Annotated in this window: 15 protein-coding genes and 3 rRNA genes; 12 read left to right on the top strand and 6 right to left on the bottom strand. The window is 70.3% G+C overall.

Annotated elements, in window-relative coordinates; all coding sequences use genetic code 11:
• Nucleotides 1-3: 3 nt before the first annotated feature.
• Nucleotides 4-438, bottom strand: coding sequence for a hypothetical protein (locus SCATT_RS03335; RefSeq protein WP_014141506.1), 435 nt, complete (start codon nt 436-438; stop codon nt 4-6).
• A gap of 276 nt (nt 439-714) precedes the next feature.
• Here SCATT_RS03335 and SCATT_RS03330 point away from each other — a divergent pair, with 276 nt between their 5' ends.
• The 5 genes from SCATT_RS03330 (at nt 715) to SCATT_RS03310 (ending at nt 6659) form a co-directional block, all read left to right on the top strand.
• Entirely contained in the window at nt 715-3336 is a 2622-nt protein-coding gene (locus SCATT_RS03330; RefSeq protein WP_014141505.1) for a sensor histidine kinase, read from the top strand.
• The gene (locus SCATT_RS03325; RefSeq protein ID WP_014141504.1) at nt 3333-3737 is read left to right on the top strand and encodes a roadblock/LC7 domain-containing protein; all 405 of its coding nucleotides are present in this window, start codon (nt 3333-3335) and stop codon (nt 3735-3737) included. The genes SCATT_RS03330 and SCATT_RS03325 overlap by 4 nt, the downstream gene beginning before the upstream one ends.
• A 9-nt stretch (nt 3738-3746) precedes the next feature.
• Entirely contained in the window at nt 3747-4136 is a 390-nt protein-coding gene (locus SCATT_RS03320; RefSeq protein ID WP_014141503.1) for a DUF742 domain-containing protein, read from the top strand.
• 30 nt (nt 4137-4166) lie between these two features.
• Nucleotides 4167-4775, top strand: coding sequence for a GTP-binding protein (locus SCATT_RS03315; protein WP_014141502.1), 609 nt, complete (start codon nt 4167-4169; stop codon nt 4773-4775).
• A gap of 579 nt (nt 4776-5354) precedes the next feature.
• Nucleotides 5355-6659 carry a cation:proton antiporter gene (locus SCATT_RS03310; protein WP_014141501.1) on the top strand — a complete coding sequence of 435 codons (1305 nt, stop codon included), beginning with the start codon at nt 5355-5357 and terminating at the stop codon, nt 6657-6659.
• Here the strand turns inward: SCATT_RS03310 and SCATT_RS03305 are convergent.
• A complete protein-coding gene (locus SCATT_RS03305; protein ID WP_014141500.1) occupies nt 6656-8995 on the bottom strand; it encodes a glycoside hydrolase family 31 protein in 2340 nt (779 codons plus the stop codon). The genes SCATT_RS03310 and SCATT_RS03305 overlap by 4 nt on opposite strands.
• A gap of 271 nt (nt 8996-9266) precedes the next feature.
• Here SCATT_RS03305 and SCATT_RS03300 point away from each other — a divergent pair, with 271 nt between their 5' ends.
• Nucleotides 9267-11276, top strand: a complete 2010-nt coding sequence (locus tag SCATT_RS03300) for an acetoacetate--CoA ligase (protein ID WP_014141499.1) — start codon at nt 9267-9269, stop codon at nt 11274-11276.
• A gap of 54 nt (nt 11277-11330) precedes the next feature.
• Here the strand turns inward: SCATT_RS03300 and SCATT_RS03295 are convergent, their stop codons facing one another.
• Both SCATT_RS03295 and SCATT_RS03290 read right to left on the bottom strand, forming a co-directional pair.
• Nucleotides 11331-12095 carry an SDR family NAD(P)-dependent oxidoreductase gene (locus tag SCATT_RS03295; protein WP_014141498.1) on the bottom strand — a complete coding sequence of 255 codons (765 nt, stop codon included), beginning with the start codon at nt 12093-12095 and terminating at the stop codon, nt 11331-11333.
• Between the two features lie 116 nt (nt 12096-12211).
• Complete coding sequence (locus tag SCATT_RS03290) at nt 12212-12796, bottom strand: TetR/AcrR family transcriptional regulator (protein WP_014141497.1); 585 nt, start codon at nt 12794-12796, stop codon at nt 12212-12214.
• 343 nt (nt 12797-13139) lie between these two features.
• Here SCATT_RS03290 and SCATT_RS03285 point away from each other — a divergent pair, with 343 nt between their 5' ends.
• Nucleotides 13140-13970 carry a hypothetical protein gene (locus tag SCATT_RS03285; protein ID WP_014141496.1) on the top strand — a complete coding sequence of 277 codons (831 nt, stop codon included), beginning with the start codon at nt 13140-13142 and terminating at the stop codon, nt 13968-13970.
• An 84-nt stretch (nt 13971-14054) separates the two neighbouring features.
• Here the strand turns inward: SCATT_RS03285 and ptsP are convergent, their stop codons facing one another.
• On the bottom strand, nt 14055-15725 hold the full coding sequence (ptsP, locus tag SCATT_RS03280; RefSeq protein ID WP_014141495.1) for a phosphoenolpyruvate--protein phosphotransferase: 1671 nt from the start codon (nt 15723-15725) through the stop codon (nt 14055-14057).
• Nucleotides 15726-15797: 72 nt separating this feature from the next.
• On the bottom strand, nt 15798-16250 hold the full coding sequence (locus SCATT_RS03275; RefSeq protein ID WP_014141494.1) for a PTS sugar transporter subunit IIA: 453 nt from the start codon (nt 16248-16250) through the stop codon (nt 15798-15800).
• A 633-nt stretch (nt 16251-16883) separates the two neighbouring features.
• On the opposite strand from SCATT_RS03275, the gene SCATT_RS03270 reads away from it, so the two are divergent.
• The 5 genes from SCATT_RS03270 (at nt 16884) to SCATT_RS03250 (ending at nt 25403) form a co-directional block, all read left to right on the top strand.
• Nucleotides 16884-18409: ribosomal RNA gene (locus SCATT_RS03270) — 16S ribosomal RNA — on the top strand.
• A gap of 274 nt (nt 18410-18683) precedes the next feature.
• A 23S ribosomal RNA gene (locus tag SCATT_RS03265) occupies nt 18684-21806 on the top strand.
• A 97-nt stretch (nt 21807-21903) separates the two neighbouring features.
• A 5S ribosomal RNA gene (rrf, locus tag SCATT_RS03260) occupies nt 21904-22020 on the top strand.
• The 16S, 23S and 5S rRNA genes sit together here, the layout of an rRNA operon.
• A gap of 160 nt (nt 22021-22180) precedes the next feature.
• Nucleotides 22181-22789, top strand: a complete 609-nt coding sequence (locus SCATT_RS03255; RefSeq protein WP_014141492.1) for a CDP-alcohol phosphatidyltransferase family protein — start codon at nt 22181-22183, stop codon at nt 22787-22789.
• Between the two features lie 118 nt (nt 22790-22907).
• Complete coding sequence (locus tag SCATT_RS03250; RefSeq protein WP_014141491.1) at nt 22908-25403, top strand: mannose-1-phosphate guanyltransferase; 2496 nt, start codon at nt 22908-22910, stop codon at nt 25401-25403.
• The last annotated feature ends 100 nt before the right edge of the window (nt 25404-25503 follow it).

Below are 25503 nucleotides of genomic sequence, written 5' to 3'. Positions count from 1 at the left end.
CTCTCAGGTACCCGACATCAGGCCGCCGCGGGCACGGGCGCGTTCGGCGGCGCGGGCCGCGGCCCGGGCGGCCCGGCGCTCGCGGCGGCCCTCCCGGCGCCGGGCCCGGGCCACGCTGCTCGGGGTGGAGACCACCCCGTACCGCTGGCTCCACACCTGACGGGTCACCCAGACGTCGACCACCGCCCAGGTGGCCGCCACCGTGCTGGCCACCGCGCACAGCAGGGCGGGCGCGGCCAGCCACACGCCGGCCACCGTGGCCAGCACCGCGACCACCGCCTCGATCAGGGTGAACGCCACGACCAGGCCGGCCCGTACCGCCGCCCGCCGCACCGGGTCCGGCAGCCGCGGCCGGCCCGCCGGCTCCTCCACCCACAGCGGCCGTCGGGGCGGTGGGCACGTGCCTGCGGGCGTGATGCCACGGGACTGGATGTCCATCGTGCTGCGCTCCTCCCGATGCCGACCCGGCCGCGCCGACGCGGAAACACCCGGCTCCCGGTTGACTGCCCGCCTGCGCGCCGGATATTCCCGGTCCCGCACCGGGAGGCGTCCCTGTGCCGTAAACCGGCCTTCACCGTACGAAGAATGACAATACGTCCGGATTGGTTGGCCGTCATGCGGAGGACTGGCTTTCGAGTTGGTCACCCGACAGTAGTAGGCTCACGCCGTTTCACGGACCACGCCCCGAGGTCAGGGGCCGACGTTGGGGAGGCCATGCGCTTTCGCGGGAAGTCGATCCGTCGGAAGATCGTGGCGCTGCTGCTGGTGCCGTTGGTGTCCCTCGTCGCGATCTGGGCGTTCGCGGCCTGGATCACCAGCCGCGGGGTGTTCGCCCTCTTCGACGTCGAGCGGGTGACCGACAAGATCGGGTACCCGGTCGAGAACGCCATCGAGGCGCTCGCCGAGGAGCGCAAGGCCGCCCTGGTCCGGCTGGCCGATCCGCACCGGCCGGGCTCCCTGCGCGACCTGCGCACCGCCGAGCAGGCCACCGACAAGGCGGTCGGCGTGGTCCGCGACAACAGCCGCAACGCCGATCTGCGCAACCGGCTCGACGCCGCCTCGCTGCACCGGCTCGACGGACTGGTCGCGCAGGCCGCAGACCTGGAGACGGTGCGCCGCAAGGTGGACGACGGCCAGATCGCCACCACCGCCGCGTTCACCGCCTACAACGACGAGATCGACCCGTACTACAGCTTCTTCCACGGCCTCAACCCGCTGCAGAGCGTGGCCCTGGACCGCCAGGCCCGGGTGCTCACCGAGCTGTCCCGGGGCCGGGAGGCGGCGGCCCGGGAGGACGCGGTCTACTCGGCGGGGCTGGCCGCCGGCCGCCTCACCCACGCCCAGCAGCTCCAGTTCGCCGACGCGGTGGCCCAGCGGCGGCTGCTCTTCGACACCTACCCGCAACTGCTGCCCGCCTCCGACAGCCGGCTCTTCGACGACTACTGGAACTCCGCCACCGGCCGGGCGCTGCGCTCCGCCGAGGACCGGATCGTCGGCGCCGACGTGGACGCCCACCCCGAACCGGGCTCCTCCGACGGCCTGGTGGTCTCGGCCGGCGACTGGCAGGCCACCGCCGGCTCGGTCCTCGGCGACCTGGCGTCGCTGGACCGCCAGGCGGCCGAGAACTACAAGGGCCGGGTGACCCCGTTCGCCGTCGGGGTGCTGGTCAAGGCGGGTGTCGCGGGCGGTTTCGGACTGCTGGCCGTGCTCGTCTCGGTGGTCGTCTCGCTGCGTACCGGCCGCTCCCTCGCCCGCGACCTGTCCGCGCTGCGCAAGGAGGCCCAGGAGGCGTCCGGCACCCGGCTGCCCCGCGTGATGCGCCGGCTCGCCGCGGGCGAGGAGGTGGACGTCGACACCGAGGTGCCGCGCCTGGAGTACCCGGAGGACGAGATGGGCGCGGTGGGCCGGGCCCTCAACACCCTCCAGCGCGCCGCAGTCGAGGCCGCGGTGCGCCAGGCCGACCTGCGGCGCGGCATCTCCGACGTCTTCGTCAACCTCGCCCGCCGCAACCAGGTGCTGCTCCACCGCCAGCTCACCCTGCTGGACACCATGGAACGGCGCACCGAGGACGCCCGGGAGCTCGCCGACCTGTTCAAGCTGGACCACATGACCACCCGCATGCGTCGGCACGCCGAGGGCCTGGTCATCCTCTCCGGCGCCGCCCCCTCCCGGCAGTGGCGCAAACCCGTGCCGCTGATGGACGTGGTGCGCGCGGCCGTCGCCGAGGTGGAGGACTACGAACGCGTCGAGGTGCGCCGCCTGCCGAGGATCGGCGTGGCCGGCCCCGCGGTCGCCGACATCACCCACCTGGTGGCCGAACTCATCGAGAACGCCACCGTCTTCTCACCCCCGCACACCACCGTCCAGGTGCACGGCGAACGGGTGGCCAACGGCTTCGTGCTGGAGATCGACGACCGGGGCCTCGGGCTCACCCCCGACGCGCTGCTCGACGCCAACCTGCGGCTCGCCGAGACACCGGAGTTCGAACTCTCCGACACCGACCGCCTCGGCCTCTTCGTGGTCAGCCGCCTCGCCCAGCGCCAGGGCGTACGCGTCTCGCTGCGCGAATCCCCGTACGGCGGCACCACCGCGGTGGTGCTCATCCCCACCGCCCTGCTCACCGAGGGCATCGGGGACTCCGACACCGGGGAGCAGCGGGCTCCCGCCGCCGTCGCCCGCCAGGCCGTCCGGGAACCGGCCGGTGACCGCGGGCTGCCGGACGAGATCGAGCTGCCGGTGACGGACGGCGGCGGCGACGAGGCGTTCCGCGAATGGGGCCTGGTGGCCGAGGCCCCGTGCGAGGAGGTCCCGGCCCGCACCCGCCGCTTCGAAATCGCCGAGCAGCGCGCCGACCGGCTCGGCCTGGCCCCGGCCACCGACCGGTCCGCGCGGCCGGAGGGCCCGGAGCCGTCCGCCCGGCCGGACGCCCCGGTTCCGCTGCCGCGCCGCCGCCACGCCCCCGTCCTCGTCGCCGACAACGGCCGTACGGTCGACGGCGTCCGCCGCACCACCGCCCCGGGCGGGGACGCGGCCGGACGGGAGCAACGGCCCGCGCCCCAGGCCACCCCGGGCGGTCTGCCGCGCCGGATCCGCCAGGCGAGCCTGGCCCCGCAGCTGCGCGCCGACGACACCACCCGGACGCGGACCGCCACGCCGGGCGCCGCCGCACCGGCCACCGACGACCGCGACGCCGATGAAGTACGGTCCCGGATGGCCTCGTTGCAACGCGGCTGGCAACGTGGCCGCGAGGAAGCCGACGACCTCACCGTCCCGGACCGGCCGACCGGTCCGGGCGGCGACGACACAGGAACGACATCGGAGGGGGACGGTCGATGACCGCACCATCGGGCCCGACGGGCGAGCTCAACTGGCTGCTGGACGATCTGGTCGACCGGGTGGCCAGCATCCGCAAGGCACTCGTGCTCTCCGGGGACGGGCTGGCCACCGGCTCCTCCAAGGATCTGTCCCGTGAGGACTCCGAGCACCTGGCGGCGGTGGCCTCCGGGTTCCACAGCCTCGCCAAGGGCGTCGGCCGGCACTTCGACGCCGGCCAGGTCCGGCAGACCATGGTCGAGCTGGAGCAGGCGTTCCTCTTCGTCACCGCGGCCGGGGACGGCAGCTGCCTGGCCGTGCTCGCCGACGCCGACTCCGACGTCGGCCAGGTCGCCTACGAGATGGCGCTGCTGGTCAAGCGGGTCGGCGCCCACCTGGGCACGGCGCCCCGCGTCTCGGGGTGATGAGGTGATATGAGTTCCGAAGCGGATCGGTGGTTCGACGACGCGGCGGGGCCGGTGGTGCGGCCGTACGCCATGACGCGGGGCCGCACCAGCCACGCCGCCGAGGACCGGCTCGACCTGATCGCCCTGGTCTTCACCGACGAGGACACCGAGGATCCGGGCGATCTGGACCACACCTTCTCCCCGGAGCACCTGGACATCCTGCACCGCTGCCAGGCCGAGCCGGTCTCGGTGGCCGAACTCGCGGCCGAACTGGACCTGCCGGTCGGGGTGTTGCGGGTGCTCATCGGCGACCTGCTGGACGACGGACTGGTCCGGGTGACCCGTCCGGTGCCCCCGGCGGAGCTGCCGGACGAGAACATCCTGCGGGATGTGATCAATGGCCTGCGGGCGTTGTGAGCCCGACCACGGATCGACAGGAGAACAACGATGGTGTTCGGGCGTGCTGAGCGCCGCCGCGCAGCCGCCGCCGAACCGGTGGCGCTGAAGATCCTGGTGGCCGGCGGCTTCGGGGTGGGCAAGACCACCCTGGTCGGCGCGGTCAGCGAGATCCGGCCGCTGCGCACCGAGGAGGCGCTCACCGAGGCGGGCCGGCCGGTGGACGACGTCGCCGGGGTGGAGGGCAAGCACACCACCACGGTGGCCATGGACTTCGGCCGCATCACGCTCCGCGAGGACCTGGTGCTCTACCTGTTCGGCACCCCCGGACAGGAGCGGTTCTGGTTCCTGTGGGACGAGCTGGCCCAAGGCGCCCTCGGTGCCGTGGTGCTCGCCGACACCCGCCGGCTGGAGGACTCCTTCGCCGCCATCGACTACTTCGAGCGGCGCGGCATCGCCTTCGCGGTCGCCGTCAACTGCTTCGACGGCGCCGACCGCTACCCGGTGGAGACGGTACGGGACGCCCTCGACCTCGACGCCCACGTGCCGTTGCTGCTGTGCGACGCGCGCGACCGGGCCTCGGTCAAGGAGGTGCTGATCGCGGTGGTGTCGCACGCCATGGAACGTTCCGCGGCGCGGCGGCAGCCCGCGGCCACCTGACCGGGCGGACACGGCGAAGGGCCGGCGGTGCCACGCGCACCCCGGCCCTTCGCCATGCCGGCAACTGTGCGCTGATCGACGGTTGTTGACGCCGCCTTGACACCGGAGTCGGCAGTCTGGACCGGCGACGGCGCGGCCGGGGCCGGCCGGGTGCCGGTGGCCGGACCGGACGGCGAACGCGCCCCGCGCGCCGCACCCGACGCCGCGGGACCCGCGCGTCACCCCGAGCAGGACCGGCGGGACGGGGCCCACGGGGGTGGTGCCGCCCGCCGGTCCTTCACCTCGCGCGCCCTCGCCGAGCCGCGCGAGGTCCACGAGGCCGTCCGGGGCCGCCGCCTGGACCCGGGCGAGCTTCCACCGCGAGGCGCTCCCGGTACCCGGCTTCGTCCGCCCTGCGCCGGGCCGACAATAGCCAGATCGCACATCTCCCTCGTCCGGGTGGAGAAGCCCGCTGCCGTCCCCCGGACCGGACGGCACGCCCATACTGGCTCCGAATGCCGCATACCCTGCCAGGCCGGACGGACGTTGCGGTCGTCCCCCACGGGCGGTGCGGCCCCTGCACACGGAGGGCGGCGGGCGATGAAGGCTTCCCTGTCCCACGCGGCCGTGCTGGCCGGCATCGCGGTGGTACTCCTCGCCGGGGTGGCCCTCACCCCGCTGCGCCGACGGCTCCACCAGCCCGTGGTGGTCGGCGAGATCGCGGCCGGGCTGCTGCTCGGGCCCAGCGTGCTCGGGCTCCTCCCGGGCCACCTGCCCGACCGGCTCTTCCCCGCCGAGGCCCGCCCGCACCTGGCGACCGTGGCCCAGGTCGGCATCGTGCTCTACCTGTTCACCGCCGGCTGGGAACTCGACCTGCACCTGCTGCGCGGTCGGCTGCGTTCGGTGCTCGCCATCACGGCCGCCTCGCTGGCCGTCCCCTTCCTGCTCGCCGTCGCCCTCGCCCTCACCGTCCTGACCCGCTGGTCCCCGCCCCCCGGCCGCACCACCTCCCCGGTGGTCTTCGCGCTCTTCATGGGCGTGGTGATGTCCATCAGCGCACTGGCCGTCCTCGCCCGGATCGTCGGCGAGAACGGGCTGCACGCCACCCGGGCCGGCGCCATGGCCATCGCCTCCGGCGCGGTCACCGAGCTCTTCGCCTGGTCCGCGGTGGTCGTCCTGCTCGCCACCGCCCACCGCACCGGACCAACGGACCTGCTGGGCGCCCTGGCCCCGGCGGCCTGCTACGCGGTGGTCATGCTCGCCGGGGTGCGCCCGCTGCTCGCCCGCTTCCTGCGCCGCGCGGACCCGGCCGGCGAACGCCCGCTGCTGCTGTTGCTGGTGACCGCCGGCGGCGTCCTGCTGTCCGCGTGCGCCACCGAACGCCTCGGCGTGCACGCCGTGTTGGGCGCCTTCCTGTTCGGCCTGGTGATGCCACGGGACCTGCCGGCCGGGGTGCGCCGCGTGGTGGAGGAGCCGCTGCGGCACACCGGGGCGCTGCTGCTGCCGGTGTTCTTCGCGCTGGCCGGGCTCTCGGTCGACATCGGGGCGCTGGGGACGCGCGGCGTCCTGGAGTGCGCCGCGTTCCTCTGCGTGGCCTGGGGCGGCAAGTTCACCGGCGCCTACCTCACCGCCCGGCTGCTACGGCTCACCCCGCACGCCTCGGCCACCTTGTCGGTGCTGGTCAACAGCAGAGGGCTGAGCGAGGTGCTCATCCTCTCGCTGGGCCGCCAGGCCGGCCTCATCGACGCCCAGGTCTTCACCGCCATGCTGCTCACCGCCCTGCTCGCCACCGCCTCCGTCAACCCCCTGGTACGCCTCCTCGCCGCCCGCACCCCGCCCGCCGAAGCCGTCCCCCTCCCGGCCCAGCCCGCCCCGCCGGTCCCCGCCACCGACGAACACGCCTAACCGGCCACCCCGCGCACCCGCACCACCCGGTCGGTGACCACCGCGCCGTCGCGCTCGACCACCACGGCGCCCTCCCGCCACCGCGACACGTAGCGCTCACGCCGCGGCGCCGCCCAGCCGTCCCCGGAATCGGTGACGAGCGACCCGCCCCCGGTGGCGTCCGGGGCCGGGGCCCACACCTCCAGCTCCACCGTGTCCCCGGGGCCGTCCACCGGGATCACCGCCCCCGCCCGGGCCAGCACCGGCACCCGGTCCAGCGGCGCCGCCAGCACCACCTGACCCGGCCCCCGGTGCGCCGCGCCGGTCGCCGTGTCGTACCACGTACCGCGCGGCAGCCGCACCGCGCGGCTGGTCGCCCCCGGCTCCAGCACCGGCGCCACCAGCAACGCCTCGCCCAGCAGGAAGGCGTCCCCGACCGCCCGCAACGCGGCGTCCTGCGGCTGGTGCCACCACACCGGCCGCACGTACGGCGCCCCCGTGCGGTGCGCCAGATGCGCCAGCGTGTACAGATACGGCAGCAGCCGGGCGCGTCCGGCCAGCGCCTCGCGCGCGCACCGAAGCGCCTCGGCCCCGAACTCCCACGGCTCCCGGCGCCCTCCGTCCAGCGCCGAATGGGTACGGAAGAACGGCAGGTACGCGCCGAGCTGGAACCAGCGCACGTACAACTCCGGCGACGGATCCGCGCTGAACCCGCCGACGTCCGGCCCCGAGTACGGCACCCCGCACAGCCCCAGCCCCAGCACCAGCGCCAGCGAGGCGCGCAACCCCGGCCAGCCGGTGGCCACATCGCCCGACCACGTTCCCCCGTACCGCTGCATCCCGGCCCAGCCGGAACGGGAGAACAGGAACGGCCGCTCCTTCGGGCGCAGCCGCAGCAGCCCCTCGTAGCCGGCCCGCGCCATCGCCAGCCCGTACACGTTGTGCGCCGCCCGGTGGTCACCGCCCTGCCCGTCGAGCGCGTGCCGGGCCGACCGCGGCAGCGTCGTCTCGCCGAACGCGGCGAACGACGTCGGCTCGTTCATGTCGTGCCACACCCCGGCGAACCCGCGCTCCAGCCGCTCCGCGTAGAGCCCGCCCCACCACCGGCGCACCGCGGGGTCGGTGAAGTCGGGGAAGACCGTCTCGCCCGGCCAGACCACCCCGCGCACCAGATCGCCCCGGGCGTCCCGCACGAACGCGTCCACGGCCAGCCCGCCGTCGTACACCGCCTGACCCGGCTCCGCCTTCACCGCCGGGTCGACGATCGACACCAGCCGGATCCCGTCCCGCCGCAACTCCTCGGCCAGCGCGGGCAGTCGGGGGAAGGCGCGCTCGTCCACCGTGAACACCCGGTGGCCGTCGAAGTGGTCGATGTCCAGGTGGACCGCGGCCAGCGGCAGCCCGTGCTCCCGATACCCGGCCACCACCCGGCGCACCTCCCGCTCGCTGCCGAACCCCCAGCGCGCGTGCTGGTACCCCAGCGCCCAGCGCGGCGGCAGCGCGGGGCGCCCGGTCAGCGCCGTCCACCCGGCCAGCACCCGGCCCGGGGCACCGGCGATCACCCAGTAGCGCAGCGGACCGCCGTCCATCCGCACCTCGCAGCAGCCCGGCCGGTCGTGCCCCGAACCGTCGCCCCGCTCGCCCTCCCGCAGCACCACCCGCCCGTCCCAGGTGTTGTCGTGGAAGACCAGATGGCACCCGGCGCCCCCGGCCACCAGCATCACCGGCATCGTGATGTACAGCGGATCGACCCCGGGGCCGAACGGCTCGGCCGGATCGGTGTTCCACAACCGGTACGTCCCCGCGTCCAGCCGTGGCCCGCCCGGGCGTCCGCCGAGCCCGAAGACGTCCGCGTCCGCCGGGGTCCGCGACCGCTGCACCCACCGCGACGGCCGCCCCGCCCGGTCCCACCAGCGCGGCGGCAGCTCCCGCCGCAGCACCACCCCGCCGGGGGTACGGAACTCCACCGCGCCGTCCCGGAAGACCACCACCGTGATCCGCTCCGACACCACCCGCCAGCCGTCCTTGTCCGGCTCCAGCACCGCCCGCGCGTCCGCCTGCGGACAGCCGTCGGCCAGCGCGTACGACGGCTCCGGTTCCGCACCGTCCCACCCGCAGAAGACCGCGCCGCCCACCGCCACCCGCACCAGCAGCGACGACCGCGCGAAGTGGACCACCCCGCCGCCCGGCATCGGCTCCACCGACCCGGCCGGACCCGGCACCCTCGCCCGCTCCGCCCCCGGCCGCGGCAGATCCCGCGCGTCGGTACGCGCCCGCCGCCAGGCCGACCGCACCTCCCGCCACCCCTGCGGCGACCCCGCCCGGCGCACCGCCCGCAGCACGTCCCGCGTGTCCATGCCGTTCACCCTCCCACCCCCGAACCGCCCCGCACCCCGCGGTTCGCCCGTTGTTCACCCGCCCGACCCGATCCCCGGGCCACCGGTGCGTACCGCGTCACAGCAGGTCGCCCCTGGCGCGCACGGCGCCGACGTGGCATCGTCCTGCCCAGCCGGGCCGGTGGTCATGCCGGTCGGCCCGGCCGCACGCAGACAGGGTGAGACCGCCACACCCGCGGCCCCGCGATCCGGCGCCGCCGGACGGCCGGTCATCGATTCCGGGAGCCGCCCCATGAGCAACGCACCGCAGCCCGCCACCGCACCCGAGCCGCTGTGGCGGCCCCCGGCGGACCGGATCGCCGACGCGCAGATCACCCGTTTCCAGCGGTGGGCCGCCGAGCGCCACGGCGCCCCGGCCCCCGACCCGGCCGACCCGGTCGCCTCCTACCAGGCGCTGCACACCTGGTCGGTGGCGGACATCGCGCGCTTCTGGCAGGCCGTCGTCGAATGGTTCGACGTCCGCTTCGACCACCCCTACGACACCGTGCTCGCCGACCCCGCCATGCCCGGCGCCCGCTGGTTCCCCGGCGGCACCCTCAACTACGCCGAGCACGCGCTGCGCGCCGCCGACCACCGCCCGGACGCCCCCGCCCTGCTCCACCTCGACGAACGCCACGCGCCCGCCGAGATCACCTGGGCCGAACTGCGCCGCCAGGTGGCCGCCCTCGCCGAGCGCCTGCGCGGCCTCGGGGTCCGCCCCGGCGACCTGGTCAGCGGCTACCTGCCCAACATCCCGCACGCCGTGATCGCCCTGCTGGCCACCGCCTCGGTCGGCGCCGTATGGACCTCCTGCGCCCCCGACTTCGGCGCCCGCGGCGTCCTCGACCGCTTCCAACAGGTCGAGCCCGTCGTCCTGTTCGCGGTCGACGGCTACACCTACGGCGGCAAGGAACACCACCGCGCCACCACCGTCGCCGAACTGCGCGAGGAACTGCCCACGCTGCGCGCCGTCGTCCACATCCCGCTGCTCGGCACCCCGGCCCCGGACGGCGCGCTGGAGTGGGACGACCTGGTCTCCGGGGACGCCGAACCGGTCTACGAGCACGTCCCGTTCGACCACCCGCTGTGGGTGCTCTACTCCTCCGGCACCACCGGGCTGCCCAAGGCCATCGTCCAGTCCCAGGGCGGCATCCTGCTCGAACACCTCAAGCAGACCGGGCTCCACCTCGGCCTCGGCCCCGACGACCGCTTCTTCTGGTACACCTCGACCGGCTGGATGATGTGGAACTTCCTGGCCGGCGGCCTCCTCGCGGGCGCCACCGTGGTGCTGTACGACGGCAGCCCCGGCCACCCCGACACCGGCGCCCAGTGGCGGGTGGCCCAGGACACCGGCACCACCGTGCTGGGCACCTCCGCCGCCTACGTCATGGCCTGCCGCAAGGCCGGCGTCCGCCCCGGCGAGGCGTACGACCTGTCCGCGCTGCGCTGCGTGGCCACCACCGGCTCCCCGCTGCCCCCGGACGGCTTCCGCTGGGTGTACGAGGCGGTCGGCGACGACCTGTGGCTCGCCTCGGTCAGCGGCGGCACCGACGTGTGCAGCTGCTTCGCCGGCGGCGTCCCCACCCTGCCGGTGTACATCGGCGAACTCCAGGCCGCCTGCCTCGGCACCGACCTCCAGTCCTGGGACGCGCACGGCGCCCCGGTCACCGACGAGGTCGGCGAACTCGTGGTCACCGCCCCGATGCCCTCGATGCCGGTGCGCTTCTGGAACGACCCCGGCGACACCCGCTACCGCGAGTCGTACTTCGAGATGTTCCCCGGCGTCTGGCGCCACGGCGACTGGATCACCATCACCTCACGCGGCACCGTCGTCATCCACGGCCGCTCCGACTCCACCCTCAACCGGCAGGGCGTGCGCATGGGCTCCGCCGACATCTACGAGGTGGTCGAACGCCTCCCCGAGATCCGTGAGTCCCTGGTCATCGGGGTGGAACAGCCCGACGGCGGCTACTGGATGCCGCTGTTCGTCCGGCTCGCCGAGGGCGCCGTCCTCGACGACGCGCTGCGCGACCGGGTCAAGCGGGCGCTGCGCTCCGAACTCTCCCCGCGCCACGTGCCGGACGACATCATCGAGGTCCCCGGCATCCCGCACACCCTCACCGGCAAGCGCATCGAGGTCCCGGTCAAGCGGCTGCTCCAGGGGACCCCGCTGACCGAGGCGGTCAACCCCGGCTCGGTGGACGACATCGGGCTGCTGCGGTTCTACGAGAAGGTGGCGGCGGCCCGCCGCGCCGAGGGCTGACCCGCGGTACGCGGTCCCGCCCGCCGCCGCGTCGGGCGAGGACCGCGCAGTGACTCAGGCGCTCGCCCCGCCGTCCACCACCAGGTCGTGGCCGACGGTGTACGCCGACTCCTCCGAGGCGAGCCACAGCACCGCCGAGACGGTCTCCGCCAGCCGCCCGGTCCGCCCGATCGGCGACTCCTGCGCCATCCGCGCGTCCCGGTCGGCCTCGGTCTCACCGGCCCGCAGCGACATCGTGGTGTCCATCGGCCCCGGGCTGACCGCGTTGACGCGGACGCCGTCGCGGATGTGGTCCAGGGCGGCGGCCCGGGTCAGGGCGCTCACCGCCGCCTTGGAGACCGCGTAGGCGCCGGTGCCCGGGGCCCGCCGGTGCCAGCCGAGCACCGACGAGGTGTTGACCACGGTCCCGCCGCCGTGCGCCTTCATGTGCGCGATCTCGTACTTCATCGACAGCCACACCCCGGTGAGGTTGACGTCCAGCAGCCGCCGCCAGGCATCCTCGCCCACCTCGGAGACCGGGCCGATCCCGTCGAGCACCCCGGCGTTGTTGAAGGCCACGTCCAGCCCGCCGAACCGGCGGACGGTCTCGGCCACCATGCGCTCGGCGTCCTCGGCCACGGTGACGTCGGCGACCACCGCGGCTCCCCGCCCGCCTGTCTTCTCGATCAGGGCGACGGTCTCCTTCAACTCCGCCTCCCGGCGGCCGGTCACCACCACCGACGCCCCCTCCTCGGCGAAGGCCACCGCCGCCGCCCGACCGATGCCGCCGCTGCCCCCGGTGACGAGAACGGTGCGCCCGGCGAAGCGTGCTGCGCTCATGATGCTGCTCCTCTTGGAAAGTCCTCTGGGAAAGTAATGAGAACGAACGGTCTCGAATAACGGCATGGACGGTCACGGACTTCGGCGCACGGTGGCGCGCCCGTGGACGAGGGCGGTCAGCCGTCGAGCACGGCGAGGGCGGCGCGCACCGCGTCCCGGACCCGCTCCGGCTCCGGCCGCGCCCGGCCCATCACCCGCAGGCCCTGCAACAGGACGACGAGGAAACGCGCCAGCGCCGTCGGGTTCTGGCCGGCGGCCAGCTCGCCCTGGGCACGGGCCCTCGTCAGCGCGCCGGCGATGGCCGACTCCAGCCCGTCCCAGCTACGTTCCACCCGGCGGGCCGCCTCCGCGTCCGAACCGGCCAGCTCGACCGCGGTGTTGGTGACGAAGCAGCCGCGCCGCTCGGCGTCCTGGAGCGTCTGCGCCCCGAACGCCTCCACCAGCCGGCGCACCGCGGGCAACGCCGGCCCCGGCTCCGACAACGCCGCCAGGGTCCCCTCCGCGGTGCTCTCCTGGTACCGGTCCAGCGCCTTGAGGTACAGCTCCCGCTTGCTGCCGAACGTGCCGTACACGCTGGCCCGGGCGATCCCCAGATGCTCCACCAGATCGGCCATCGACGTCGCCTCGTAACCACGCCGCCAGAACAACTCCAGCGCGGCGTCGAGCGCTGCGTCCGGATCGAACTCCTTGGTGCGGGCCATGCCAGGACCGTAGCCCATTCGAGAACGACCGGTCAATTAAAGCCCGTCGGGTCGACGGCCGCCCTCGATTGTCAGACCCCTCGATTACGGTGAGTGACGAGTGGTTCCGATGTCGTCACGACGGACGGACCACCGCAGCCACTCACACCGTCATGCCCAGGGGGAAGCCATGACAGACACGCATCGCCGGCAACCGAGCCGCAACGGCGGGCAGCACAGCGGGAGTTCCGGCGGCGTACGGAACGTCCCGCGTTCCGGGGGCTCTCAGGGCCCTCGGGGCTCCGGGGGCGCGGGGGAGGGCGGGCCGCCTCGCCGCGGCTCACGGCGCGCGGTGCGGCAGGCCATGCGCCGCGAGGTCCCCAGCACGGTGGGTCTCCTGCCCGGGCCACGGGAGTTCGCCGCCATGCGCGACGCCTACACCACGTTCCTCTTCGACGACCACGCCCAATACCTGCGCCGGACCCAGGGGTTGCTGCGCTCGCTCGACACCCAGGGCATCCACGTACGCGTCGTGCTCTTCGACCCCGCCGAGTTCGCCGACTACTGCGCCGCCACCGGGCGCGACCCCGACACCCCCGCCAGCCGCGCCCGTTACACCGCCGAAGTCGCCGCCGGCGGCGTCACCGTGCCCTACCACGGCCAGCCCCTCGGCCACCTCGTCGCCGAACTGCGCACCGCCACCGACCACCACACCACCTGGACGCACGCCACCGACGTCCTGGTCCGCGCCGGCCACGACCCCGAACCGTTCCTCGAACACGCCACCACGGCCCTGACCGCGCTCCTCACCGCCGCCGGCCCCGGCACCCACCACCTGGTGTGCAGCGTCCCGCTCACCGAACCACCGCTCACCGCCGCGCTCCACGCCCACCACGCCGACGACGGCACCGTCCACCTGCCCGAGGCCGACGCCCTCGTCCTGTGCACCGTGCTCGCCGCCGCCCTCGCCCACGCCGGCCCCGGCGGCCTCGTACTGCGCACCACCGGCACGCCCGACCGCCACGTCCCGGACCGGGTACGCGGCTGGACGGTCACCGGGGACGGACTCCGGCCGCTCACCGAAGGCGAGGTTTTTGATGCCTACTGCACCGACCCCCGCACCGGCGACCCCATCCCTCCCGAACCCGGCGTCGAATACACCGCGGGCATCCCGCTGCCGCCCCTCACCGGATGACCGCTCCTGACCGACCGGTCCGCACGGACGACGAAGGGCGCCCCGCCGCCATGGCGGGACGCCCTCCTGAGCCGGGAGGCGGGATCACTCCCCGGACAGCACCGCCTGCGCCGCGACCCGGGCCTCCTCGGCCGTGTCGGTCGCCCGCGCCGCCGCCGCGGCCCGCTCACACTGCGCCAGCGTGTACTTGGCCAGCGTGGCCCGCACGTAGGGAATGGCCGCGGCACCCATCGACAGGCTGGTCACGCCCAGACCGGTCAGCACACACGCCAGCAGCGGATCGGAGGCCGCCTCACCACACACACCACAGCTCTTGCCCTCGGCACGGGCGGCCTCCGCCGCCGCCGCGACCAGGTCGAGCAGAGCCGGCTGCCACGGGTCCTGCAACCGCGAGACCGCGCCGACCTGCCGGTCGGCGGCGAAGGTGTACTGCGCCAGGTCGTTGGTGCCCAGCGACAGGAACTCCACCTCCTGGAGGATGGCCCGGGCCCGCAGCGCGGCGGACGGGATCTCCACCATCGCGCCGAACTTGGCCTGCAGCCCCGCCTCCCGGCACGCGTCCGCGAACGCCTTGGCGTCGACGCGGTCGGCCACCATCGGCGCCATGACCTCCAGGTGCACCGGCAGCCCCGCCGCCGCGGTGGCCAGCGCCCGCAACTGGGTCCGCAGCACCTCCGGGTGGTCGAGCAGGGTCCGCAACCCCCGCACGCCCAGCGCCGGGTTGGGCTCGTCACCCGGGGTCAGGAACTCCAACGGCTTGTCCGCCCCCGCGTCCAGCACCCGCACCACGACCCGGCCCTCGGGGAACGCCTCCAGCACCGAGCGGTACGCCGCGACCTGCTTCTCCTCCGATGGCGCCCGCGTGCTGTCGTCCAGGAAGAGGAACTCGGTACGGAACAGGCCGACGCCCTCGGCGCCCGCCTCCACCGCCGCCGCCACGTCGCCCGGGCCGCCGACGTTGGCCAGCAGCGGAACCTTGTGGCCGTCGGAGGTGGCCCCCGGCCCGGTGGACGCGGCCAGCGCCGCCTTCCGCTCGGCCGCGGCCCGCTCCAGCTCGGCCCGCTTGTCCGCGCTGGGGTTCACGAAGACCTCACCGGTGCTGCCGTCGACGGCGACCACGGTGCCCTCGGCCAGCTCGATCGCGCCCGGCAGCGCCACCACCGCGGGCACCCCCATGGCCCGGGCCAGGATGGCGCTGTGGCTGGTCGGCCCGCCCTCCTCGGTCACGAAGCCGAGCACCAGCGCCGGGTCGAGCAACGCGGTGTCCGCCGGCGCCAGGTCCCGCGCGATCAGCACGTACGGCTCGTCGCTGTCCGGCACACCCGGCATCGGCACGCCCAGCAGCCGGGCCACGATGCGGTTGCGCACGTCGTCCAGGTCGGCCACCCGGCCGGCCAGGTACTCCCCGGCACCGGCGAGCAGCGCCCGGTACGCGGCGAAGGCGTCGTACACGGCACGCTCGGCGGTGCTCCCCACCGCGATCCGCCGCTCCACGTCCGCGATCAGCTCCGGGTCCTGGGCCATCAGCGCCTGGGCCTCCAGCACCGCCTGGGCCTCACCGCCCGCCAGGTTGCCGCGCGCGATCAGGTCGGCGGCGACGGCCTCCACGGCCTGCCGCGCCCGGCTCTGCTCACGCGGTGCCTCGTCGGCCGGGATCTGCTTGGCCGGCGGTTCGAGGACCGCGGTCCCCATGTGCCGTACCTCGCCGATCGCCACGCCGTGGCTCACCCCGACGCCTCGCAGCGTTGTCTCCATCTCACCCGTCTCCGGTACGTGCGGCGGGTGGTCCGCCGCGTTGGCATGTGTCGGCGCCTCGCGGGCGCGGTGTCAGTTCCAGGCGAAGAGCTGGTCGCCGGAGGCGATCTCGCCGTCCTCGCGCAGATCGGCCAGCGCCTCGGCGGCGGCCTCCAGGGCGATGACCGGGCACACCGGCGACTTGCCCGCCGCCTCGACGGCGGCCGGGTTCCAGCGCACCACCGGCTGACCGCGCTCCACGGTGTCGCCCTTGGCCACCAGCAGCTCGAAACCGTCACCGTTGAGCTGCACGGTGTCGATACCGAGGTGGGTGAGGACGCCGTGTCCCTGGTCGTCCACGACCACGAACGCGTGCGGGTGCAGGGAAACGATGACTCCGCTCACCGGCGAGACGGCGGTGGACGGCTCCCGCACCGGATCGATCGCGGTGCCGGGGCCCACCATCGCCCCGGAGAACACCGGGTCGGGCACCGCGGCCAGCCCGATCGCGCGTCCGGGCAGAGGGGACGTCACAGTCGTCGTCATGGGAAGCCTCCTATGTGCGGAGTTCAGAGGCGCCGCCCCATCCTGTACCGGACGGCGTTACCGCTAGAGCAGCGTAAGTCATCTTCGACCGGTCCAGACCACTGGGCGTTTGATCCCTGATGTCCGATCCCGATCACCCCCTCCCGCAGCCCCTCCTCCCGGGCCGCGAACGCCCTCGGGGCCGGGAGATTTGCTTCGTCACCGAGGCTCCAGTACCTTGGCACAACCGCCGCGACCGACGAGCACACCGGCATGTCCGGGAACAGTTCGACGGGAACGCGGTGGGAAATCCGGCGGAAAGCTTCTGCTAAAGTCGGGGCAGCGGGAAAGCCGAAAGGCCGGAACGCAAATCCAGCGAAAATCGGGCCCGAAAGGATCTGATAAGCTGGAGACAACGAAGGGAAAGCCCGGAGGGGCCGGAAACGGCAACGAAGGAAGCTTCCGTTCCTTGAGAACTCAACAGCGTGCCAAAAGTCAACGCCAGATATGTTGATACCCCGTCCGCCGGGCCTGACGGCCTGGATGGATGAGGTTCCTTTGAAGAAAACACAGCGAGGACGCTGTGCACGGACCGGATTATTCCTCCGGCCCGTGCCGCTCTCGTGACTGTGTCACCGGGATAGCCCGGAAGCATTCACGGAGAGTTTGATCCTGGCTCAGGACGAACGCTGGCGGCGTGCTTAACACATGCAAGTCGAACGATGAAGCCCTTCGGGGTGGATTAGTGGCGAACGGGTGAGTAACACGTGGGCAATCTGCCCTGCACTCTGGGATAACTCCGGGAAACCGGGGCTAATACCGGATACGACCTTAGGGCGCATGCCCTGGGGTGGAAAGTTCCGGCGGTGCAGGATGAGCCCGCGGCCTATCAGCTTGTTGGTGGGGTAATGGCCTACCAAGGCGACGACGGGTAGCCGGCCTGAGAGGGCGACCGGCCACACTGGGACTGAGACACGGCCCAGACTCCTACGGGAGGCAGCAGTGGGGAATATTGCACAATGGGCGAAAGCCTGATGCAGCGACGCCGCGTGAGGGATGACGGCCTTCGGGTTGTAAACCTCTTTCAGCAGGGAAGAAGCGCAAGTGACGGTACCTGCAGAAGAAGCACCGGCTAACTACGTGCCAGCAGCCGCGGTAATACGTAGGGTGCGAGCGTTGTCCGGAATTATTGGGCGTAAAGAGCTCGTAGGCGGCTTGTCGCGTCGGATGTGAAAGCCCGGGGCTCAACCCCGGGTCTGCATTCGATACGGGCAGGCTAGAGTTCGGTAGGGGAGATCGGAATTCCTGGTGTAGCGGTGAAATGCGCAGATATCAGGAGGAACACCGGTGGCGAAGGCGGATCTCTGGGCCGATACTGACGCTGAGGAGCGAAAGCGTGGGGAGCGAACAGGATTAGATACCCTGGTAGTCCACGCCGTAAACGTTGGGAACTAGGTGTGGGCGACATTCCACGTTGTCCGTGCCGCAGCTAACGCATTAAGTTCCCCGCCTGGGGAGTACGGCCGCAAGGCTAAAACTCAAAGGAATTGACGGGGGCCCGCACAAGAGGCGGAGCATGTGGCTTAATTCGACGCAACGCGAAGAACCTTACCAAGGCTTGACATACACCGGAAAACCCTGGAGACAGGGTCCCCCTTGTGGTCGGTGTACAGGTGGTGCATGGCTGTCGTCAGCTCGTGTCGTGAGATGTTGGGTTAAGTCCCGCAACGAGCGCAACCCTTGTCCTGTGTTGCCAGCATGCCCTTCGGGGTGATGGGGACTCACGGGAGACTGCCGGGGTCAACTCGGAGGAAGGTGGGGACGACGTCAAGTCATCATGCCCCTTATGTCTTGGGCTGCACACGTGCTACAATGGCCGGTACAATGAGCTGCGATACCGTGAGGTGGAGCGAATCTCAAAAAGCCGGTCTCAGTTCGGATTGGGGTCTGCAACTCGACCCCATGAAGTCGGAGTCTCTAGTAATCGCAGATCAGCATTGCTGCGGTGAATACGTTCCCGGGCCTTGTACACACCGCCCGTCACGTCACGAAAGTCGGTAACACCCGAAGCCGGTGGCCCAACCCCTTGTGGGAGGGAGCTGTCGAAGGTGGGACTGGCGATTGGGACGAAGTCGTAACAAGGTAGCCGTACCGGAAGGTGCGGCTGGATCACCTCCTTTCTAAGGAGCACATAGCCGGATGCGAGCGAGTGTCTCGCACGGTTGCTCATGGGTGGAACGTTGACTATTCGGCACGTCCTTGTGATGGGCACTAGTACTGCTTCGGCGTGGAACGTGGTCCTTGAGCGGGGTGGTGTCGGGCACGCTGTTGGGTCCTGAGGGAACGATGAGTCCCCTCGGACATGGAGACCGGTCTCGCCGAAGGCGCCGTGAGGTGTTGGGTGTGGGGGATGGGTCGTTGCTTGAGAACTGCATAGTGGACGCGAGCATCTGTGGCCAAGTTTTTAAGGGCGCACGGTGGATGCCTTGGCACCAGGAACCGATGAAGGACGTGGGAGGCCGCGATAGGCCCCGGGGAGCTGTCAACCGAGCTGTGATCCGGGGGTGTCCGAATGGGGAAACCCGGCAGTCGTCATGGGCTGTCACCTACTGCTGAACACATAGGCAGTGTGGAGGGAACGCGGGGAAGTGAAACATCTCAGTACCCGCAGGAAGAGAAAACAACCGTGATTCCGGGAGTAGTGGCGAGCGAAACCGGATGAGGCCAAACCGTTTGTGTGTGATACCCGGCAGGGGTTGCGCAGGCGGGGTTGTGGGAGCTTTCTTGACCGGTCTGCCGGCCGGTCGGCGAGTTATAAACCGTTGGTGTAGGCGAAGGGCATGCGAAAGGCCCGGCGTAGAGGGTAAGACCCCCGTAGTCGAAACATCAGCGGCTTGCTTGAGAGCCACCCAAGTAGCACGGGGCCCGAGAAATCCCGTGTGAATCTGGCGGGACCACCCGCTAAGCCTAAATATTCCCTGGTGACCGATAGCGGATAGTACCGTGAGGGAATGGTGAAAAGTACCGCGGGAGCGGAGTGAAATAGTACCTGAAACCGTGTGCCTACAAGCCGTGGGAGCGTCGCCGTCAGGTTTTGCTTGGCGGTCGTGACTGCGTGCCTTTTGAAGAATGAGCCTGCGAGTTTGCGGTGCGTGGCGAGGTTAACCCGTGTGGGGTAGCCGTAGCGAAAGCGAGTCCGAACAGGGCGAGTCAGTCGCGCGCTCAAGACCCGAAGCGGAGTGATCTAGCCATGGGCAGGGTGAAGCGGAGGTAAGACTTCGTGGAGGCCCGAACCCACCAGGGTTGAAAACCTGGGGGATGACCTGTGGTTAGGGGTGAAAGGCCAATCAAACTCCGTGATAGCTGGTTCTCCCCGAAATGCATTTAGGTGCAGCGTCGTGTGTTTCTTGCCGGAGGTAGAGCACTGGATAGGCGATGGGCCCTACCGGGTTACTGACCTTAGCCAAACTCCGAATGCCGGTAAGTGAGAGCGCGGCAGTGAGACTGTGGGGGATAAGCTCCATGGTCGAGAGGGAAACAGCCCAGAGCATCGACTAAGGCCCCTAAGCGTGTGCTAAGTGGGAAAGGATGTGGAGTCGCAGAGACAACCAGGAGGTTGGCTTAGAAGCAGCCATCCTTGAAAGAGTGCGTAATAGCTCACTGGTCAAGTGATTCCGCGCCGACAATGTAGCGGGGCTCAAGTACACCGCCGAAGTCGTGTCACTCACACAATACCTCCAACGAGGGTGTGGGTGGGTAGGGGAGCGTCGTGTGCCGGGTGAAGCAGCGCCGGAAGGTAGTTGTGGACGGTTCACGAGTGAGAATGCAGGCATGAGTAGCGATACAAGAGTGGGAAACTCTTGCGCCGATTGACTAAGGGTTCCTGGGTCAAGCTGATCTGCCCAGGGTAAGTCGGGACCTAAGGCGAGGCCGACAGGCGTAGTCGATGGACAACCGGTTGATATTCCGGTACCCGTGGCAGTGCGCCAACGCTGAATCCTCGAATGCTAAGGCCGTGAAGCCGCCTCTGATCTCTTCGGAGTGAGGGGGAGTGGTGGAGCCGCCGGTCCAACGTGGTAGTAGGTGAGCGATGGGGTGACGCAGGAAGGTAGTCCAGCCCGGGCGGTGGTTGTCCCGGGGTAAGGGTGTAGGACGTCATGCAGGCAAATCCGTATGACACATAGTCTGAGACCTGATGCCGAGCCGATTGTGGTGAAGTGGATGATCCTATGCTGTCGAGAAAAGCCTCTAGTGAGTGCTGTTGCGGCCCGTACCCTAAACCGACTCAGGTGGTCAGGTAGAGAATACCGAGGCGTTCGGGTGAACTATGGTTAAGGAACTCGGCAAAATGCCCCCGTAACTTCGGGAGAAGGGGGGCCATTCCTGGTGATCCGTCGTGCACGGTGAGCTGGGGGTGGCCGCAGAGACCAGCGAGAAGCGACTGTTTACTAAAAACACAGGTCCGTGCGAAGCCGTAAGGCGATGTATACGGACTGACGCCTGCCCGGTGCTGGAACGTTAAGGGGACCGGTTAGCTCTGATTCGTCAGGGCGAAGCTGAGAACTTAAGCGCCAGTAAACGGCGGTGGTAACTATAACCATCCTAAGGTAGCGAAATTCCTTGTCGGGTAAGTTCCGACCTGCACGAATGGCGTAACGACTTCTCGACTGTCTCAACCATAGGCCCGGTGAAATTGCATTACGAGTAAAGATGCTCGTTTCGCGCAGCAGGACGGAAAGACCCCGGGACCTTTACTACAGTTTGATATTGGTGTTCGGTTCGGCTTGTGTAGGATAGGTGGGAGACTGTGAAGCTCAGGCGCCAGCTTGGGTGGAGTCGTTGTTGAAATACCACTCTGGTCGTGCTGGATGTCTAACCTGGGTCCGTGATCCGGATCAGGGACAGTGTCTGATGGGTAGTTTAACTGGGGCGGTTGCCTCCTAAAGGGTAACGGAGGCGCCCAAAGGTTCCCTCAGCCTGGTTGGCAATCAGGTGTTGAGTGTAAGTGCACAAGGGAGCTTGACTGTGAGACTGACGGGTCGAGCAGGAGCGAAAGCTGGGACTAGTGATCCGGCGGTGGCTTGTGGAAGCGCCGTCGCTCAACGGATAAAAGGTACCCCGGGGATAACAGGCTGATCTTCCCCAAGAGTCCATATCGACGGGATGGTTTGGCACCTCGATGTCGGCTCGTCGCATCCTGGGGCTGGAGTCGGTCCCAAGGGTTGGGCTGTTCGCCCATTAAAGCGGTACGCGAGCTGGGTTTAGAACGTCGTGAGACAGTTCGGTCCCTATCCGCTGTGCGCGTAGGAGTCTTGAGAAGGGCTGTCCCTAGTACGAGAGGACCGGGACGGACGGACCTCTGGTGTGCCAGTTGTTCTGCCAAGGGCATGGCTGGTTGGCTACGTTCGGGAGGGATAACCGCTGAAAGCATCTAAGCGGGAAGCCTGCTTCGAGATGAGGGCTCCCACCCACTTGATGGGGTAAGGCTCCCAGTAGACGACTGGGTTGATAGGCCGGATATGGAAGCCAGGTGACTGGTGGAGTTGACCGGTACTAATAGGCCGAGGGCTTGTCCATAGGTTGCTCGCGTCCACTGTGTAGGTTCTGAGGTAACGAACCGTCACAATCCCCGTGTAGGGTGTGTTGTGTGGTCTGGTTGTTTACTTCATAGTGTTTCGGTGGTTATAGCGTTAGGGAAACGCCCGGTTACATTCCGAACCCGGAAGCTAAGCCTTTCAGCGCCGATGGTACTGCGGGGGGGACCCCGTGGGAGAGTAGGACGCCGCCGAACAATTTGTCAGGGGAAGCCCTGTCGGTGTGTAACGCACCGGCAGGGCTTCTTCGCGTTCCACGCCCCACCGCCCCCTTACCGGGTGCGTCCCACGCCCAGGTAAGGTCATGGGGCGCGGATACCCGCGCGTACCGCAGCGGCTTACAGGAAGGCAGTCCGGGTGGAGGTCCAGGAGACACGGGTGCAGACCGACCGGGTCCTCACCATCCCCAACATCCTCAGCATGGCGCGGCTGGTCGGCGTGCCGGTGTTCCTGTGGCTCATTCTGCGTCCCGAGTTCGGCGGTCCCAAGAGCGACGGCTGGGCGCTGCTGGTGCTGGCGTTCAGCGGGATCAGCGATTACCTGGACGGCAAGCTCGCCCGCCGGTGGAATCAGATCAGCAGTCTTGGCCGAATCCTCGACCCCGCGGCCGACCGGCTCTACATCCTCTCCACCCTGGTCGGCCTCACCTGGCGGGAGATCCTCCCCTGGTGGCTGACGGCCGTCCTGGTGGCGCGTGAGCTGATGCTGGGCGTCGCCGTCCTCGTGCTGCGCCGCCACGGCTACGGTCCGCCGCAGGTCAACTTCCTGGGCAAGGCGGCGACCTTCAACCTCATGTACGCGTTCCCGTTGCTCCTGCTGAGCCAGGGCGACGGGTGGGGTCACACCATCGCTGCTATTTTCGGATGGGCGTTCGCCGGATGGGGTACAACGCTCTACTGGTGGGCAGGGATCCTCTACGTGGTCCAGGTCCGCCGACTCGTCAGGGCGGACGCCACAGCCGACTGAGTCCGCGATTCCCGGCAGACAGTCATCCGCGGCCGGGTGCCCGTAACGCGATACGGGCAGGTCGTCGCAGGGATTCGGTCGGTGCGAACGCCGTCTCTTCGAGGAGGACGCTTCCGACATGAAGGCCGTCGTGATGGCCGGCGGCGAAGGCACCCGCCTTCGCCCGATGACCTCAAGCATGCCCAAGCCGCTCCTGCCGGTGGCCAACCGGCCGATCATGGAGCACGTGCTGCGGCTGCTCAAGCGGCACGGTCTCACCGAGACCGTGGTGACCGTGCAGTTCCTCGCCTCCCTCGTGAAGAACTACTTCGGGGACGGCGACGAACTCGGCATGGACCTCACCTACGCCCACGAGGAAAAGCCACTCGGCACCGCGGGGAGCGTCAAGAACGCCGAAGAGGCGCTCAAGGACGAGCCATTCCTGGTGATCTCCGGTGACGCGCTCACCGATTTCGACCTGACTGACCTGATCCGGTTCCACAAGGAAAAGGGCGCGCTGGTCACCGTCTGCCTGACCCGGGTGCCCAACCCACTGGAATTCGGTATCACCATCGTGGACGACGAGGGCCGGGTCGAACGTTTCCTGGAGAAGCCCACCTGGGGCCAGGTCTTCTCCGACACCGTGAACACCGGGATCTACGTCATGGAACCCGAGGTGTTCGACTACGTGGAGCCCGATGTCCCGGTCGACTGGTCCGGTGACGTCTTCCCGCAGCTGATGAAGGAAGGCAAGCCCGTCTTCGGCTACGTCGCCGAGGGCTACTGGGAGGACGTCGGCACCCACGAGAGCTACGTCAAGGCCCAGGCCGACGTCCTGGAGGGGCGGGTCGACGTCGACATCGACGGCTTCGAGATCTCCCCGGGCGTCTGGGTCGCCGAGGGCGCCGAGGTCCACCCCGACGCCGTGCTGCGCGGCCCGCTGTACATCGGCGACTACGCCAAGGTGGAAGCCGGCGCGGAGATCAGAGAACACTCGGTCATCGGCTCCAACGTGGTCGTCAAGTCCGGCGCGTTCCTGCACAAGGCCGTCGTCCACGACAACGTCTACGTCGGACCGCAGAGCAACCTGCGCGGCTGCGTCATCGGCAAGAACACCGACGTCATGCGGGCCGCCCGGATCGACGACGGGGCGGTGATCGGCGACGAGTGCCTGATCGGCGAGGAGTCGATCATCGCGGGCACGGTCCGCGTCTACCCGTTCAAGACCATCGAGGCCGGCGCCTTCGTCAACACCTCGGTGATCTGGGAATCGCGCGGCCAGGCGCATCTGTTCGGCGCCCGGGGCGTCTCCGGCATCCTCAACGTCGAGATCACCCCGGAACTGGTGGTGCGCATCGCCGGAGCCTACGCCACCACCCTGAAGAAGGGGTCCACGGTCACCACGGCGCGGGACCACTCCAGAGGCGCGCGCGCTCTCAAACGCGCCGTCATCTCCGCGCTCCAGGCGAGCGCGATCGACGTACGTGACCTGGAGAACGTGCCGATGCCGGTGGCCCGGCAGATGACCGCGCGCGGCAGCGCGGGCGGCCTGATGATCCGCACAACCCCCGGGGTCTCCGACTCGGTCGACATCATGTTCTTCGACGAACGCGGCGCCGACCTCTCCCAGGCCGGGCAGCGCAAACTCGACCGGGTCTTCGCCCGTCAGGAGTACCGCCGCGCGTTCCCCGGCGAGATCGGCGACCTCACCTTCCCGTCCAGCGTCTTCGACTCCTACACCGGCGCCCTGCTGCGGGCGGTGGACACCACCGGGGTGCGCGAGTCGGGCCTGAAGGTCGTGGTGGACGCGGCCAACGGCAGCGCCGGCCTGGTGCTGCCCAGCCTGCTGGGCCGGCTCGGGGTGGATGCGCTGACCATCAACCCCGGTCTGGACGAGGGACGGCCGACCGAGACCGCCGACGAACGCCGTGCCGGGCTGGTGCGGCTGGGCGAGATCGTGGCCTCCGCGCGGGCCGCCTTCGGGGTGCGCTTCGACCCGGTCGGCGAGCGGATCTCGCTGGTCGACGAGCGCGGCCGGATCGTGGAGGACGACCGGGCGCTGCTGGTCATGCTGGACCTGGTGGCCGCCGAGCGACGCAGCGGACGGGTGGCGCTGCCGGTCACCACGACCCGCATCGCCGAACAGGTCGCCGCCTACCACGGCACCCAGGTCGAGTGGACGACCACCTCCCCGGACGACCTGACCCGGGTGTGCCGTACCGAGGGCACCATCTTCGGCGGTGACGGCCGCGGCGGGCTGATCGTGCCGGAGTTCAGCAGCGTCTTCGACGGCGCGGCGGCGTTCGTCCGGCTCACCGGGCTCGTCGCGCGCACCCAGTTGACGCTCAGTCAGATCGATGCCCGGATCCCGCGTGCCCATGTGCTCAAGCGGGAGCTGGCGACGCCGTGGGCGGTCAAGGGGCTGGTCATGCGACGGGTGGTCGAGGCGGCCGGGGACCGCTCGGTGGACACCACCGACGGCGTGCGGGTGGTCGAGGCCGACGGGCGCTGGGTGATGGTGCTGCCCGACCCGGCCGAGGCGGTCACCCGGCTGTGGGCCGAGGGACCGGACGACGCCTCCGCGCAGGCGCTGCTGGACGAGTGGTCGACGGTGGTCGACAGCGCCGGCCGCTGAGACGCGTGCGCCCGGCCGCGCCATCGCGGCCGGGCGCCGGTGAGGTCGTCAGGCGTGTCCCGCGGGGGCCGTTCGGCACCGGCCGGTCCGACGTGGGACG

Source organism: Streptantibioticus cattleyicolor NRRL 8057 = DSM 46488, from assembly GCF_000240165.1.
In the GTDB taxonomy this organism is placed as follows: domain Bacteria; phylum Actinomycetota; class Actinomycetes; order Streptomycetales; family Streptomycetaceae; genus Streptantibioticus; species Streptantibioticus cattleyicolor.
Note: the sequence above shows the minus strand (reverse complement) of the source record. Positions and strands in the feature narration are given on the sequence as shown.

Excerpts from the sequence above, each read along its gene's own strand:
- SCATT_RS03285 (WP_014141496.1), top strand. The coding sequence starts at position 13,140 with ATGCGCCGCGAGGTCCCCAGCACGGTGGGTCTCCTGCCCGGGCCACGG.
- SCATT_RS03250 (WP_014141491.1), top strand. The coding sequence starts at position 22,908 with ATGAAGGCCGTCGTGATGGCCGGCGGCGAAGGCACCCGCCTTCGCCCG.
- SCATT_RS03330 (WP_014141505.1), top strand. The coding sequence starts at position 715 with ATGCGCTTTCGCGGGAAGTCGATCCGTCGGAAGATCGTGGCGCTGCTG.
- SCATT_RS03290 (WP_014141497.1), bottom strand. The coding sequence starts at position 12,796 with ATGGCCCGCACCAAGGAGTTCGATCCGGACGCAGCGCTCGACGCCGCG.
- SCATT_RS03305 (WP_014141500.1), bottom strand. The coding sequence starts at position 8,995 with ATGGACACGCGGGACGTGCTGCGGGCGGTGCGCCGGGCGGGGTCGCCG.
- ptsP (WP_014141495.1), bottom strand. The coding sequence starts at position 15,725 with ATGGAGACAACGCTGCGAGGCGTCGGGGTGAGCCACGGCGTGGCGATC.
- SCATT_RS03325 (WP_014141504.1), top strand. The coding sequence starts at position 3,333 with ATGACCGCACCATCGGGCCCGACGGGCGAGCTCAACTGGCTGCTGGAC.
- SCATT_RS03300 (WP_014141499.1), top strand. The coding sequence starts at position 9,267 with ATGAGCAACGCACCGCAGCCCGCCACCGCACCCGAGCCGCTGTGGCGG.
- SCATT_RS03295 (WP_014141498.1), bottom strand. The coding sequence starts at position 12,095 with ATGAGCGCAGCACGCTTCGCCGGGCGCACCGTTCTCGTCACCGGGGGC.
- SCATT_RS03335 (WP_014141506.1), bottom strand. The coding sequence starts at position 438 with ATGGACATCCAGTCCCGTGGCATCACGCCCGCAGGCACGTGCCCACCG.
- SCATT_RS03320 (WP_014141503.1), top strand. The coding sequence starts at position 3,747 with ATGAGTTCCGAAGCGGATCGGTGGTTCGACGACGCGGCGGGGCCGGTG.
- SCATT_RS03310 (WP_014141501.1), top strand. The coding sequence starts at position 5,355 with ATGAAGGCTTCCCTGTCCCACGCGGCCGTGCTGGCCGGCATCGCGGTG.
- SCATT_RS03315 (WP_014141502.1), top strand. The coding sequence starts at position 4,167 with ATGGTGTTCGGGCGTGCTGAGCGCCGCCGCGCAGCCGCCGCCGAACCG.
- SCATT_RS03275 (WP_014141494.1), bottom strand. The coding sequence starts at position 16,250 with ATGACGACGACTGTGACGTCCCCTCTGCCCGGACGCGCGATCGGGCTG.